General features: G+C 60.1%; 4 protein-coding genes (1 of these 4 cut by a window edge). 1 reads left to right on the top strand and 3 read right to left on the bottom strand.

Annotation, left to right across the window (positions count from 1 at the left end):
- Nucleotides 1–278 precede the first annotated feature (278 nt).
- Nucleotides 279–1,619: a diaminobutyrate--2-oxoglutarate transaminase family protein gene (locus GIR22_RS02900; protein ID WP_154741851.1), complete on the top strand. Its 1,341-nt coding sequence runs from the start codon at nucleotides 279–281 to the stop codon at nucleotides 1,617–1,619.
- A gap of 57 nt (nucleotides 1,620–1,676) precedes the next feature.
- On the opposite strand, the gene GIR22_RS02895 is transcribed toward GIR22_RS02900, so the two are convergent.
- The 3 genes from GIR22_RS02895 to GIR22_RS02885 all read right to left on the bottom strand — a co-directional run.
- Nucleotides 1,677–3,638, bottom strand: a complete 1,962-nt coding sequence (locus GIR22_RS02895) for a MacB family efflux pump subunit (RefSeq protein ID WP_154741850.1) — start codon at nucleotides 3,636–3,638, stop codon at nucleotides 1,677–1,679.
- Nucleotides 3,639–3,640: 2 nt separating this feature from the next.
- Nucleotides 3,641–4,792 carry a macrolide transporter subunit MacA gene (gene macA, locus GIR22_RS02890; RefSeq protein ID WP_154741849.1) on the bottom strand — a complete coding sequence of 384 codons (1,152 nt, stop codon included), beginning with the start codon at nucleotides 4,790–4,792 and terminating at the stop codon, nucleotides 3,641–3,643.
- Nucleotides 4,793–4,961: 169 nt separating this feature from the next.
- On the bottom strand, nucleotides 4,962–16,578 hold the end of the coding sequence (locus GIR22_RS02885) for a non-ribosomal peptide synthase/polyketide synthase (protein WP_154741848.1). 19,307 nt of this gene lie beyond the right edge of the window; 11,617 of the gene's 30,924 nt are visible here — the last part of the coding sequence; its start codon lies beyond the right edge, outside the window; the stop codon is at nucleotides 4,962–4,964.

The following is a 16,578-nucleotide window of genomic DNA, read 5'->3' as shown; positions in this document are numbered from 1 at the left end:
TGCTCAATCCTGTTGAAATCGAAGAGTGGATTACACGCCAAAAAACCCGACACCCACAATCAATTAAATTAATATAATCAAGTACTTATGTCGTCGATCGAGTTAAAAAAAGCCAAGCCTTTATTCTATCTAAGCGACTGCACGGCTTTTGCCAGATGACCCTCCGCCGGCACAAGTACCTGCTGAAATGACAGAAACACAAACTTGCCTGCCACGTCATCGAGCATGAGGTGCACCCCTGCTCGACTCTCTATTCTTATGGCCACTGGTGATCGAATATGGAAGAACTAAGCTATCTCAATAAAGTTGAGTCGAACGCGCGAACCTACGCGCAGACTTTTCAGCGGCTGTTCGTTAGCGGCAAAGGCATGCGCATCAAAGATGCCAGCGGCCAGGAGTACCTCGACTGCCTGTCAAACGCCGGTACCCTGGCCCTGGGACACAACCCACCGGTCGTCAGGGACGCGGTGATGGATTTTCTCGGCAGCGATCATCTGCAGCAAGCACTCGACCTCGCCACACCGGCCAAGCACATGTTCGTGCAAGAGCTGTTCTCGATGCTGCCTGCAAAAATGCGCGACACCAGCAAGATTCTGTTCTGCGGTCCCAGCGGTTCGGATGCGGTCGAGGCCGCCATCAAACTGGCACGTCACTACACCAAACGTTCCACGCTGATGGCATTCCACGGTGGCTATCACGGTATGACGGCCGGTGCCTTGTCGGCCATGGGCAACCTGTCCCCCAAGGCCGGCAATAGCCTTATCACCCAAGGCACTCACTTTCTGCCGTTCCCCTATCGCTTTCGTTGCCCGTTCGGCACCAATGGCGAAAACACCGATCAGTTGTCCATCGACTACATCCGCACCGTCCTCTCGGACCCGGAAGGCGGGGTCACCAAACCCGCAGCGGTCATCGTCGAAGTGGTGCAAGGCGAAGGCGGCTGTATTCCAGCCTCGGCCCAGTGGCTCAAGGCATTGCGTGAAATCACCCAGGAACAAGATATTTTACTGATTGTCGATGAGGTCCAGACCGGCCTGGGCCGCACCGGCAGCACCTTCGCCATTGAGCATGCCGGCATCGTGCCTGACATTCTGGTGCTGTCCAAAGCTATCGGTGGCGGCTATCCGCTGTCGTTGATCGTGTTTGCCGAGCATCTGGATACCTGGAGCCCGGGCATGCATGCGGGGACTTTCCGCGGCAACCAGGTGGCAATGGTCGCGGGTGCCGCGACTATGCGTCATATCAAGGAAGGTCACCTCGTCGAGCATGCCGCCAAAATGGGTAAGCAACTGGAAAACGGTCTGCAGCAGATTGCCCAACGTTATTCATTCATCGGGGATATCCGCGGACGCGGGTTGATGCTTGGGGTGGAAATCACCAAGCCCGGCACCCTTGGGCGTGCAGGTCAGGGCGATGGCGCCCGGGCACGGGCGATCAAACTCAACTGTTTCGCCAACGGACTGATTATGGAAACAGGTGGTCGCCATGGCGCTGTGCTGAGGTTTCTGCCACCGCTGACTATTACCGAAACAGAGGTCGGTATGGTGCTGGATCGTTTTGAACAGGCAGTAAAGAAATCCGGTGAAGCAAGCCAGCTGTATGCCGGTGAGAGGGCTTGAACTGACGCCAGTCAGTCAAGCCACCTGTGGGAGCGGCTTGCTCCCACAGGTTCAGTGTCAATCCCGCGCCAAGGCTTCGATCGGATCAAGGCGTGCCGCGTTGCGCGCCGGCACGAAGCCGAACACGATACCGATCAGCGTCGAGCAGACAAACGCCATGATGATCGAGCTCATCGAGAACACCATCTGCCATTCCTTGACCAATAATGAAAAGATGAAGCCAATCCCGAACGACAGCGCGATGCCGATCGTTCCTCCCACCAGGCACACCATTACCGCCTCGACCAGGAATTGCTGGCGGATGTCCGACTGACGTGCGCCAACGGCCATGCGTATCCCGATTTCACGGGTGCGCTCGGTCACCGAGACCAGCATGATGTTCATCACCCCAATCCCCCCGACCACCAACGATATCACTGCGATCAACGAGAGCAGCAACGCCAGCGACTGACTGGTTTTCTGCACCGTTTGCATAATGCTGTCGAGGTTGTAGGTATAGAAATCCTTGGTACCGTGACGCTGCTCCATAAGCTTGACCACATTGTCCTCGACTACTTTGCTCGGTTGTCCGTCCTTTATCCGCACAGTGATGCTGTCGAGATAGCGCTGGCCCAACACCCGTCCGGCCGCTGTTTCGTAAGGCATCCACACATTTAGGGATTTACTGGTGTTGAACACGCTTTTTTTGTCCTCGGTCACCCCGATCACGGTGCACGGTAGATTGTCGACCAGAATCACCTGCCCCAACGGGTTGGCCGTCGGGCCAAACAATCTGAGTCGGGTGTTGTGGTCGATCACCACCACCTGCGACTGGCGCCGGGCATCGTCTTTGCCGAACGAGACACCCTCGCCCATTTTGATCCCGCGCACCTGGAAGTAACTCTCGCTGACGCCGTTGACCGTTGCGGTCACATCAATGTTCTCGAAGCGTAGTAACAGGTTGCGGCCGACGTTCGGGGTGGCGCTATCAATGTAGTACTGCTCACTGAGAGCGGTGACGTCAGGCAATACCAGGGTTTCGATGGCGGTCGAGCGACTGTCGCCCCAGTCCGTGCCCGGGAAGATCTCGATTGTATTGCTGCCGATCGCCTGGATATCCTTGAGTACATAGCGCTTGGCCCCTTCGCCGATGGCCACGATCGATACCACCGAGGTGATACCGATAATAATGCCGAGCATGGTCAGCAATGTGCGCATCCGGTGCGATATCAGCGCCACCCAAGCCATGTTGAACGCTTCGCTGAACAAGCCCAGCCCCGCGACCAAGCGGTTCGCCTGCTTGACCTTCGCGGGACGTTCGCCCTGTGCTGAAGGATCTTCCTGCGGACGCTCCAGGTTGATGCGGTCACTGAGGATCTCGCCGTCCTGGATCTCGATTATGCGCTTGGCATTGGCCGCGACTTTCTCATCGTGGGTGACGATGATCACGGTATGCCCCGCCGCATTGAGCTCAAGCAAAATCTTCATCACCTCCCTGCCACTGGCTGTATCCAGCGCACCGGTCGGTTCGTCGGCGAGGATCACCTCGCCACCGTTCATCAGGGCTCGGGCAATACTCACCCGCTGCTGTTGACCACCGGACAATTGGCTCGGCCGATTACTCAAATGCCCGTCCAGCCCCAGCCGCCCCAACAACTCCGTGGCACGACTGTGCCGTTGCGACTCGCCAACGCCCGCGTAGATGGCCGGCATCTCGACATTATTCAGCGCGCTCAAGTGCGGCAGCAGGTGGTAACGCTGGAAAATGAAGCCGAAATGGTCGCGACGCAGTGCCGCCAGTTCATGGTCGTCCATGGCGCCGGTCTCGCGCCCATCCACCTTGTAGCTACCGGAACTGGCATGATCCAGGCAGCCCAGCACGTTCATCAATGTGGATTTTCCTGAGCCAGATGCGCCTATGATCGCAACGATCTCGCCGGCGTTAATGGTCAGATTGATATCTTTGAGTGCGATAAAATCCTTCTCGCCAGCGAGAAAGCTGCGGGTAATGCCCTTGAGTTCCAATAATGGTCGCGTCATCGTCAGGCCCCTGCCACAGTCGGCGACGGCTCACCGATGACCACCTTGTCACCCTCGGCCAAACCGTCCTTGATCTGAGCCCGAACGTTATTATTGATCCCCGTCTGCACATTGCGCACCTGCGTCTGGCCCTGAGCGTCCAGGATTCGCACCTGGTAGGTGCCATCGCTGTTTTTCGAGCCCAATGCCGCGACCGGCACCGTCAACACGTCCTTGGCCTTGTCCAGGACAATACGCACCTGCGCGGTCATCGAAATACGCAGGCGATGGTCGGGGTTCGGTACGTCGAACAGGCCGTTGTAAAACACCGCAGTATTCTGTTTGGTCGCACCGGAGGCTTGGGTTTCCAGGAAGTCCTGCGGCGCGGGCTCGGTGCCACGCAGCTTGGCGTAGTAGCGTTTGCTCGACTCACCCAGGATGGTGAAATACACTTCCTGGCCCGGGGTGATATGAATCACGTCCGCCTCGGAGACCTGCGCCTTGACAGTCATGGTGTCCAGATCCGCCAGTTTGAGCAGCACCGGTGCCAGTTGCTGAGCAATAACGGTCTGCCCTTCCTGGGTCACCACGCCCACCACGTAACCGTCGATGGGTGCGACGATATGGGTGTAGGCCAAGTTGACCCGCGCCGTTTCTATCTGGATTTGGGCGTCCTTGATCTGCGCATCGAGCGAAACAAGATTGGCGCTCTGTACGTGGTAGTTCGACTCGGCCGTCTCGTATTCCTGCCTGGAAATGGCGCCATCCGACTGCAGCCTTTTGTAGCGCTCGTAGGTGCTCTTGGCATCCTTGAGTTGCGCCGCCGTCGCACGTTTCTGCGCTTCCAGGTTTTCCTTATTGACCTGTGATTGACGCAGGGAGTTCTGCAACACCACCGGATCGATTTCTGCCAGCCACTGGCCCTTGGTGACTTTGTCGCCCAATTTGACCTTGAGCGATTTCAGCTGACCCGACACCTGCGCACCTACATCTACCTGTTTTACACCCTGCAGAATCCCGGCTGCCAGTACCGCGTTCTCGATGTCGCCGCGTTCAACCGTGGCGGTCAGGTATTCCGGAGGCTTACCCGATGATTGAATGCTGTAGAAAATCAGACCGGCCACCACGACCAGTGTGCTTACGATAGCTATTTTGCGAAACTTCGACTTTTCCATAAATGACCACGAATGCGTTGATGTCAGGCCCGGCCGGTATACCGCCGGGGTCCATTGATAGGAGCGTCGTGTTACTTGGATGCGTCGGCGCTCAAAGTGGGCGCATCCCCCTTTTCAGGGGGGCGCGGGCACGGCTGAGTGACGACGGTTCGTAACGATGGGAGGACGCCTACAGGCAGTCATCGGCGGTCTCCTCATCAAGTAGGGGAAGGCTGTCCTGCCACCAGGCTGCCAAGTTATGGACGTGAGGTGCTTTGAGGATGGTGAAGTGATTACCTGGACCGTACCAGATGTTGAGATTGGGCACATGCTTGCGCCATCCCTCGATCATTTGTTCTTGCTCGCGTTTGTTACCGGCCGTATCCAGTGTCGGATCGTTGGCCAGCACCAACCGCACTGGCCCGGTGTATTGGTGTTGCGGTTGATAGACCGTGCGCAACGCTGTCCCGAAGGTACGCGCCGGACCGCACATGGAGTTGACCGCTGAACGCTGCGGCAACATACCGGCACGCACCATACCCGCATGCAGCAAGCTCATCTGCCCGGTATCATCCTGCGCCCCGAATGCCGTGGCATCGATACCCAGCGACTTGCCGGAAGCGAGTTGCATCGCCTCGATCAAGCGTTTCAAGACCCCGGTGGCAGTGTAGGGTTTGCCTACCACACCGTTGCCACCCGGTGACTCGCTGTCGATCAATGTCAGCGACGCTACGTTGCGGCCATTGGCACGCAAACGCGCGGCCATCTCAAACACAATCCAGCCACCGAAGGAATGTCCAAGCAAGTGCACCGGACCTTCGGGGTACACACTGTCGATAGCTTCGAGATAGGCCTCGGCCGCCGTTTCCACAAGGCTGTAAGGCACAGCGCTACCGTCCAGTCCACGGTGTTGCAGTCCATGGATCGGCCAATCCGGGCCAAACGCATCGGTCAGTCCGATAAACCCAGTCACGCTGTCTCCCGCCCCCGGAACACAGAAGATTGGCGTCTGCCCGGTGCGCCCGCCCTGAATGGTCAACAGCGGTTGGTAGCAGGCTTGGGCTGGCGAGGCCACCGGACGTGCAACAACGGCATGCAGTATTTCGCTGATGGTTTGGCCCAGCACCTGAATATGCGGTACTTGCATCATCGTCTGGTGGTCGCCCGGCACGCTCACACAGTGCAACTGTGATGTCGGCAGGACGGCATCCCAACCCAGATAACCGCAATGCTCGGGCGCATCGTCCTTACGCGTCTCGGCGATAAGCAAATGCACTGGTGTGGAGATCGGATACACCGTGTAATGGGCCAGTGCATGACCATGTGCAACCTCGCGATCAAGGTAGTACCAGAGCTGGGCCGCGCTGTAGGCCGCCAGCTCGGGGTGCAGCACATCATCGTCACGGCATTGCTGCACCAGGCCTTCAAAGTCGAAGCTGTCCAACTGCGCCTGCAATCGGGCGAGGTTGTCGAGGATCGACACAACGTTCGTTTGATCGGGTGCCTGGGCTTTCCAAAAGACTTCGCAACGGTCCAGCAGATGAAGCTTGTGGGCTTCGCCCGGGGCCCAGCGCTCCCGGCCCTGATCCACCAGCCGAGGCAAGTAACTGTCAATCAGGCCGAGGAACTCGACCTCCTCGTCCAGCCCCATGAGCTGCGTGGCAATTTCATAGGCCAGCACACCGCCAAACGACCAACCGGCCAATCGGTACGGGCCTTGGGGCTGGACCGAACGCAGGATACCCAAGAGCCGGGTGGCCAGGCATTCCATGGTTTGCAACTGTTCCTCGCCCCAGGCAATGGCCGGCAAACCGTAAACCGGGATATCCGGATCAATGTGCTTGCCCAACGCCGGGAAGTAGACATCGAGACCACTGAATTCGTGCACCAGGAACAGCGGGTTTTGCGTGCCAGCCTTGCGCACTGGCACCACCGTACCCTGAACCTCGATATCCGGGCTGCGGGCTTGCAGCATCGACGCCATCGCCGCGACGCTTTCATGCTGGAACAACTCGGCCAGGGAAAGGTTCAGGCCAGCCTGCGCCAGCAGACCTACCAGCCGGACCGCCAGCAACGAATGCCCACCTATTTCAAAGAAATTATCATGGCGATCAACCCGTTCCAGCTTCAGCACGTCGGCCCACAGGCCGGCCAAAGTAGTTTCCAATGCACCTATCGGCGCTTCATAGTCGCGGCTCGCATAGGCCCCCATTTCCGGTGCCGGCAACGCACTGACGTCGACTTTACCGTTCAGCGTCAGCGGCAATGCCTCCAACCTTACATACGCTGCCGGCACCATGTACTCCGGCAGCAGCGAGTGCAGTTGCAAGCGCAGGGTCTCGACGTCCGGTGTCTCACCGGTTGCCTGCACCGTGTAGTACGCCACCAGACGCTTGTCGCCTGGGTTGTCTTCACGCGCCACAACCAAGGCTTCGCGAATCCCGTGGCACTGATGCAACCGGGCCTCGATCTCACCCAGCTCGATCCGGAAACCACGGATTTTCACCTGACCGTCATTGCGATCGAGGTACTCGATAGTGCCATCCGGCAACCAGCGCCCAAGGTCGCCGGTGCGGTACAGCCGCGCCGCCGCTCGTTCGTCGAACGGGTCGACGATAAAGCGTTCTTCGGTCAAGTCCGCACGATTCAAATAACCCAGGGCTACGCCCGCGCCGCCGATATAAAGCTCACCCGTCACACCGACCGGTACCGGTTGTTGCGCGGCATTGAGGATGTAGATCCGGGTGTTTGAAATCGGCCGGCCGATAGGCACAGTCATCGCGTCTTCTGCCACAGCAGTCACTGCATGGGTGGTCGCGAAGGTGGTGGTTTCGGTAGGGCCATAGCAGTGCACCAGGCGAAGTGCCGGCGCATGTGCCAACAAGCGCCGGAACGAGGCCGGATCACCGCGCTCGCCACCACACAACAGGATGCGCAGCCCCGCCAGTGCGTCCGGAATCAACACTTGATACTGATTGAACATCGCCGTGGTCACGAACAGCACCGACACACCGGTTTGTGTCAGCTCCCGGGCCAATTGCGGCGGGTTGAGCAAGGCTTCGTGATCAATGATCACTGCCCGGCCGCCATTCAGCAGAGCGCCCCACACTTCCATAGTGCTGGCGTCGAAAGCCGGGTTCGATGCGAAGGCCACGCGATCTTGCGTGCCAAAATCCGCGTACCCGTTGTTAATCGCCAATCGTGCGATGGCCAGGTGCGGCACGATCACACCCTTCGGTTGGCCGGTGGAACCGGAGGTGTACATGATGTAGGCCGGGGTATCGCTGGCTTGCGGTACGTCTAAGGACGGCCGTTCATCACGGGCCAGCGATAGCGTATCCAGATCAACCCGCAGCACGCCATCCGGGACGACTCTGTCGCGGGTGGTCAGGATCAGCGTCGCCGCGCTGTCCTCCAGCATGAAGCGCTGGCGATCCTGCGGTGCATGGTGGTCCAGCGGCACATAGATGGCAGCGCATTTGAGAATCGCCAGTTCGCTGACGACAAGATCGAACGAGCGACTCAGCAGAATCGCTACCCGCGCCTGTGGCGTGACGCCTTGTTCGCGCAGGTAATGCGCCAGATCGTTAGCCCGTGCCTCCAGTTCTGCGTAAGTGAGTTGCTGCCCTGCGTGTTCGACGGCAATGGCGTCAGGCCGGGCCTGTACCTGGGCCTGGAACAGGCTGTGCACTGTCTGTTCATGCGGGTAAGCCGCGTCGGTGGCATTGAACTCAAGTAACAGTTGACGGCGTTCAGCCAACGGCAGAATGGCCAGCTCGCGCAGCGGCGCGTCGGGGGTACGCTCAAGCGCATCGACCAGGCTTTCCAGTGCGGCATGCATGTAATCGCAGACCCGTTTCGCCCCAACCTGCGAGGCCACCAATGCGGTCAGCGCAAACGGTTCGCCCAGATCGTCCACGTTCAGCGACAGCGGATAGTTGCTCCACTCTTCGCCCCCCAACCCTTCGATGCCACTCCAGGCCGACACTGCATCATCGGTGACCTGGGTTGCCGTGTGTCGGTAGTTCAGCAACGCGCTGAACAACGGCGCCGGCGCGGCTACACCGCTGCAACGTTGTGCCAGGGCCAGCGAAGCGTGTTCGTGCCCAAGCAATGCAGCCAGCCGTGCATGCGTCGCCTTCACCCCCTCTCGTGCCCCGACTGCGCCAACATCAACCCGTAACGGCAAGGTGTTGATAAACAGTCCCAGCGCTCGATCGGCGCCCTCGCCGCCCTGCATCCGCCCCATCAGCACGGTGCCGAACACCACCTCCTCTCGCCCGGAAACACCCGCCACTACCTGCGCCCACGCCAGGTGATGCAGGCTCGCCGCGCTGACACCCAATTGTCGAGCCTGCGTACGCAAGCGGCGACTCAAGGTTTCGTCCAGCACCAGTTGCGCTTGCTCGACGCCCGTCCCGTCGCCCTGCACATCGTGCAGGCCAAACGGCAAGGTCGGCTCCTTGATGTCGCTCAACATGTCGCTGAAGAAAGCCTCATGGGCGCTTTCGCTCATGCCGAGTCTGGCCTGCGCTACATAGTTGCGGTACGGCACAGCGGCGCCTAATTGCGCTTGCTGCCCTAACAAGTACGCCTGCATTTCGTACTGGATCACGTCCAGTGCAGTGTGATCGAGCACTATGTGATGGAACAGCAACAAGGCCACCCAACGCTGGTGTTCGTCATCATACGAATAGGCAAGGCGCAGCAATGGAGCCTGCCGTACATCAATCCGGTAGTGGCGCGGATCGAAGCGTTCGCGAAGTTGCGCGGCAATGTCGCTACCTGGCTCGAAAACACACCGTTCCAAAATCAGCTGTGTTTCGCGCAAGACCACTTGCACCGGCTCACGCAATCCTTCCCAAAGTACTGCTGTGCGCAGGATGTCGTGGCGGCCGATCACGCCCTGCAACGCATTGACGAAGGCATCCAGCCGAGCTTGATCCTGAAGGTTGAACAACGCCTGCTGTACATAGGGATCACCCAGTTGTGTAGCAAGGTGGTGGTACAAGATCCCTTCCTGTAGAGGCGCGAGTGCGTAGATGTCTTGAACATTTGCCACACCACCGGGAACCCTCGCGACAATCTGCTCGATCTCAACCTGCGAGAGTGTCGCCAGCGGCAACATATCCGGGGTGATCCGCTCGCAATCTGTTGTGATCGCATTGTCCGGCACCACAATCTCCGTTCCTCCACCCACTGCCGCTGCCAGCGCGGCCAGGGTCGGCTGGCCGAACAGCACGCGCACATCCGCACTCAAACCCACCTGACGCATGCGTTCGATCAGCGTGACCGCCAGCAGTGAGTGACCGCCCAGTTCAAAGAAGTGGTCGTGGCGACCGACCCGCTCAACCTTGAGTAAATCGGCCCAAAGTTCTGAAAGGGTCGTTTCGACTGAACCTTGCGGTGCCTCATAACCGTGTGTGACCAACGAATCCAGGTTCGGCGCAGGCAGGACCTTGCGATCCAACTTGCCGTTCGGAGTCAGTGGCCAGGCGTCGAGCCGCACGTACGCGGCCGGCACCATGTGCTCCGGCAACTGAGCATGCAAATGTGTACGCAGTGCCTGAATGTCCACCGCTTGCTCTTGAGCCTGCAGGGTGTAATAGGCCACCAGGCGCTTGTCACCAGGTTCGTCTTCGCGCGCAATCACCACCGCTTCCAGCACGGCCGGGTGCCCAGTGAGACGGGCCTCGATCTCGCCCAACTCGATACGGAAACCGCGAATCTTGACCTGATCGTCGTTACGGCCCAGGTACGCGATGTTGCCATCCGGCAAATAACGCCCCAGATCGCCGGTGCGATACATACGTGCATTCGGGGTGGTGCTGAACGGATCATTGAGGAAACGCTCGGCCGTCAGTTCTGGACGGTGCAGATAACCTCGTGCGACCCCCGCACCACCCACATACATTTCACCGACTACGCCCACTGGCACCGGCTCAAACTGTGCATCCAGCACATACAGTTGCAAATCGGGAATGCGCCCACCAATCGGGCTGACGCCTATCAGTTGCGCATCCGCGGCTTTCAGCGCGCGATAGGTTACGTGCACCGTTGTTTCGGTAATGCCGTACATGTTGACCAGTTGCGTCTGAGCATTAGTCGCACGGGCATACCAGGGTTTGAGAATGCCGGGTTCCAGCGCTTCACCGCCGAAAATCACTTGCCGCAGGCTGTGCGTCAGGTTGCTTTCGCCCTGGGCTGCACTGAGCTGACGGAAGGCGCTCGGCGTCTGGTTCAGGACCGTTACACCGGCCTCGCACAACAATGCATAGCATTCTTGTGGCGAACGGCTGACCAACTGTGGAACAACCAACAAACGCCCGCCGTGGGTCAGCGCGCCCCAGATTTCCCATACCGAGAAATCAAAGGCGAAGGAGTGGAACAAGGCCCACACGTCTTGCGGGCCGAAGTCGAACCAAGGCTGGGTCGCCGAGAACAGGCGCGCGACATTGCGGTGTTCGACCATCACACCCTTGGGCTGGCCAGTCGAGCCAGAGGTGTAGATCACGTAGGCCAAATGGCTCGACGTCAAGCCTGGGACGTCAGGGTTATGCTGCGTTGCAGGGGCCTCATGGTTGGCGTCGATCAGGTCGAGCAGTAGCGTCGGCACATTCAGTTGTGGCAACTGGTCGCGCAAAGGCAACTGAGTCACCAGGGCCGCAGGATTACTGTCGTCAAGCATGTAGGCCATGCGCTCGGCCGGGTAAGCCGGATCCAGCGGCACATAGCAGGCGCCGGATTTCAGGATGCCCAGTAGGCCGACGATCATTTCCAGCCCGCGCTCGACGCAAATCGCCACGCGATCGTCCGGACGAATGCCCAGGGCGATCAATCGATGGGCCACCTGGTTGGCGCGGCGGTTCAGGGTGTCGTAAGTCCAGTGATTGTTTTCATACGTCACAGCGATAGCGTCCGGACGCGCAGCGACCTGCGCTTCGAACAAGCCCTTCAAAGTCAAATCCTGCGGGTACTCGACCGCTGTAGCGTTAAGGGTTTGCAGCAGATAATGCCGTTCGTTGTCACTCAGCAGCGGGATTTTCGCCAGCACGGTGTGTTCGTTGGCAACCATGGCGCGCAATACGCACTCGAGATAACCGAGATAGCGCTCCATCGTTGCCTGGTCAAACAGCGCGGTGGCGTATTCCAGCGAGCCGAACAGTTGGCCGCCAATCTCCGTCATGTCCAGCAAAACATCAAACTTTGCCGTACGGCTGCTCACACCCAACCCTTGCAGGGCCATGTCGCCCAACTCCAGTCCAGCACTTTCATTGTTCTGCCAAGACAACATGGCCTGGAACACCGGGCTGTGAGACAGGCTGCGAACCGGCCGGACCACCTCCACCACCTGTTCGAACGGCAAGTCCTGGTGCGCCTGGGCGCCCAGGGTCTGAACCTTCACCTGTTGTAGCAAACCTTCGACCGTCAGGCCTGCTGACACGTCGATGCGCAGCGCCAGCGTGTTGACGAAGAAACCGATCAGGTCTTCGACTTCAGCACGCAGACGATTCGCTACTGGCGTACCGATAACGATGTCACTTTGCCCAGACAGGCGACTCAGCACCGTCGCCCAGGCAGCCATCACCGTCATGAACAACGTGGTGCCCTGGCGCTGACTCAACGTCTTGAGGTCGCGGGTCAAGGTTTCATCCAGTGCGATCCCCACGGCATTGCCTGAATAGTCTTGTTGCGCGGGACGTGCGCGGTCGCTCGGCAATGTCAGCAGCGCCGGCGCACCAGCCAATGCTTGCTGCCAGTAGACTTCCTGTTGGTGCAACACCTCACCCGTCAGCCAGTTGCGCTGCCAGATGGCGTAGTCGGCATATTGAACCGGCAAGGTCGGCAGCGGATCATCCTGCCCCTGGCGGAACGCCTCATACAGCACGCCAAGTTCACGGGTCAGCACGTCCGCCGACCAACCGTCCGAGACGATGTGATGCATCGTCACCAGCAGCACATGATCGTCGTCGGCCATGCGCACCAGGCGACCACGGACCAGCGGACCGCGCATCAGGTCAAACGCCTGGCGAGCCTCCTGCGCAGCCATGACCAACAACTCGGTTTCGGCGTCCGGATGCTCCGCCAGATCCTGCAATTGCAGGGCAAAACCGATGTCGGCGGGGGCAATGCGTTGCTCCGGCTCCTGTCCTTGTTCCTGTACAAACGTGGTGCGCAAGGCTTCGTGGCGAGCGACGATTCGATCCAGGGCGCGAGTCAGTGCGAGGTTGTCCAGCTCCCCGCGCAGACGCAGGCCGGTGGGAATGTGATACGCCGCACTCGCGCCATCCAGTTGCGCCAGGAACCACAGGCGCTGTTGCGCAAAGGACAACGGCAAGGCCTGGTCACGAGACACCTGCACGATATCGGGCTGGGTGCTGCGTGCGGCCTGGACCAGTACTTGCGCCAGCGCTGCCAGTTCGGGATGGGCAAAGACATCGGCCAGGTTCAGCTCCACACCCAGGTGTTGGCGCACCTGCGAGATCAAGCGCATCACCAGCAACGAATGGCCGCCGAGGTCGAAGAAATGGTCATGACGCCCCACCGATTCAACCTTGAGCAAGTCCTGCCAGATCTGCGCCAGGGCGATTTGCGTAGCACCTTGCGGCGCTTCGTGAGCGCGACTGGCGTAAGCCTCGCCGTCGGGCGCCGGCAGCGCTTGACGGTCGAGTTTACGGTTCGGCGTCAGCGGCAACGCCGCCAGGGTGACGAACGCACTCGGTAGCATGTACTCGGGCAACACCGGCAATAGCTGCACACGCAAACTCTCCACGGTGAGCACCACGCCAGTGTGCGCAACCACGTAAGCCACCAGGCGTTTGTCACCCGGCGCATCTTCGCGAACGATCACCGCCGCTTCCTTGACCCCGGCGCAATCGCCGAGTCGGGCTTCGATCTCGCCCAGTTCGATACGGAACCCCCGTACCTTGACCTGGAAGTCGTTACGACCCAGGTATTCAAGGCCTGCGTCAGGACGATAGCGCGCCAGGTCGCCGGTTTTGTACATCCGCGCGCCGGGCAGTTCGCTGAACGGGTCGGCAAGAAAGCGTTCGGCGCTGATTGCATCCAGGTTGAGGTAACCCCGGGCCACGCCGTCGCCACCGATAAAGATCTCGCCGGAGACCCCGAACGGCACCGGTTGCTGGTGGGCATCGAGCAGGTAAATACGGGTATTAGCCATCGGCGTGCCGATGCTGGCATTGCTGTTAAGTCCCTCGTAGGTGACGTAGGCAGCCGTGCACGACACTGTCGCTTCAGTCGGACCGTAGGTGTTGATCAGTTTCGTGTGCGCCGGGCGCACCTGTTCCCACATCTGCAACTTGTGCGTCGACAAGGCGTCGCCGGTGACATTGATCAGGCGCACGTCACGCAACTGCTCGCGAGCCAGCGCCGGGGTGTAGTGCCATTCGGCGGCCAGGGTATGCCAGTGCGCCGCGGTCAGGTGCAGGAACGTCGGACGGATCTCAGCGGTTTGAGACGTGCCAAAGAGCACACGGCTGGGCGCCAGGGTCGCGCCTGCGGTCAGTGCCGGGAAGATCTCTTCCACCGACAGGTCGAAGTTCAGGGTGTTCTGTTGCAGCACCGTGTCGGCCGGCGTCAGGCCGAACAAGCGGACCGCATCGACACTGTAATTGACCAGGCCGCGGTGTTCGATCATGACCCCTTTGGGGTTGCCGGTCGAACCCGAGGTGTAGATCACGTAGGCCAGGTGGCGCGCGCCCAGGGTCGGGATAACCGGGTTGTGCTCGTTGCCGACGGAGATGCCGCTACGCACCCGTTCCTCGTGGTCAAGCAACACCACCGGCACTTCCAGTGCAGGCAGCCGCGCTTGCAGCGCACGCTGGGTCAATAGCATCGTCGGCGCGCTGTCGGCGAGCATGTAGGCCAGTCGTTCCGCCGGGAACGCCGGGTCGAGTGGCACGTAACCGCCGCCGGCCTTGAGGATCGCCAACAAACCGACCAGCATTTCGGCACTGCGTTCGACGCAGATCGCCACCCGATCATCCGGGCGAATGCCCTGCCCGATCAAGTGATGCGCCAACTGGTTGGCCTGGCGATTCAACTCTGCGTAGCTCAGCCGCTCACCGTCGAACACCACCGCGATGGCCTCGGGTTGCGCGCAGACCTGCGCTTCGAACAACTGATGGATCGTCTGGTCGTGCGGGTACGCTGACTGCGTGGCATTGAGGTCGACCAGCAAACGCTGACGTTCGGTCTCGTCCAGCAGCGAAATCCGTTCAACCAGCACCTGGTCGTCAGCCACCATGGCACGCAGCAGCCGCTCGAAATAACCGAGGTAACGCTGCACCGTGCTCTCATCGAACAATGCGGTGGCGTACTCCAACGTGCCGAACAACTGATCCTGGGCTTCGCCCAGTTCCAGCGACAGGTCGAACTTGGCCACACTATTGGCCGCACCCACGCCTTCAAGTTTCAGGCCATCGAGCAGCAGTTCGGTGCTGTCCAGGTTCTGCCACGACAACATGGCTTGGAACACCGGACTGTGGGCCAGGCTACGAACCGGGTTGAGCACTTCTACCACTTGCTCGAACGGTAGGTCTTGATGGGCCTGGGCCCCGAGGGTCTGGGCCTTGACCCGTGCAAGTAAGGTTTCGACGCTCGGCGCACCGCAGACATCCACACGCACGGCTAGCGTGTTGACAAACAACCCGATCAAGCCCTCGACTTCTGCCCGCATACGGTTGGCTACCGGCGAACCGATCACCACCTCGTCCTGACCCGAAAGCCGGCTCAACAGCGCCGCCCAGCCGGCCATCAACGTCATGTAGAGCGTGGTGCCGTGACGTTTGCTCAAGGCTTTGAGGCCGGTGGTCAGGTCTTGATCAAGGACCACTGCCAGCGCAGCCCCGGCGTAGTCCTGCTGTGCCGGGCGCAACCGATCAGTCGGTAGCGTCAGCAGCGCCGGAGCTTCAGCGAGGGTCTGCTGCCACCAGGTGCTTTGGGTGCGCATCACTTCGCCGCTCAACCAGCGGCGTTGCCACACGGCATAGTCGGCGTATTGCACGGTCAGTGCCGGCAGCGGATCGTCGAGGCCGTGACAGAAGGCGTTATACAGCGCTGCCAGTTCCTGGGTCAGCACGCCGATCGACCAGCCGTCCGAGACGATATGGTGCATGGTCACCAGCAGTACGTGATCCTGGTGATCCAGACAAATCAAACGACCGCGAATCAACGGGCCCTGTTCCAAATCGAACAGCTCGACCGCTTCTTGCGCCGCCAGGGTCTGCAGTTCGGCGTCGGTGTCGACCTGGCCGTGCAAATCGTACTCGCGCAAAGCGAAACCGCAGTCGGCTGGAGCAATGCGTTGCCGTGCTTCCTCGCCGTGGTCCTGAACGAACGTGGTGCGCAGTATTTCGTGGCGAGCCACGATACGATCCAGGGCGCGTTGCAGGGCGACGCGGTCCAGGCTGCCACGCAGGCGTAAGCCGGCCGGCATGTGGTAAGCCGCGCTGCCACCCTCCATTTGCGCCAGGAACCACAGGCGCTGTTGGGCGAACGACAGCGGCAAGTCTTCCTCGCGGGAGACATTGACAATGTCCGGCAAGGTGCTGCGACTGGCCTGGGCCACGGACTGCGCCAGTGCGGCGAGTTGCGGGTGCTCGAACAGGTCGGCCAGACCCAGTTCCACGCCCAGTTGCAAGCGCACCTGGGATATCAATTGGATCGCCAACAGCGAGTGGCCGCCCAACTCGAAGAACTGGTCATGGCGACCGACTTGCGGCAGGCCGAGCAATTTTTGCCAGATCTGTGCAAGAACGATTTCGACTTCGCCTTGCGGGGCTTCG

It is taken from the genome of Pseudomonas karstica (genome assembly GCF_009707515.1).
Lineage (GTDB): Bacteria > Pseudomonadota > Gammaproteobacteria > Pseudomonadales > Pseudomonadaceae > Aquipseudomonas > Aquipseudomonas karstica.
This window is presented reverse-complemented; position numbering and strand designations above follow the sequence as displayed.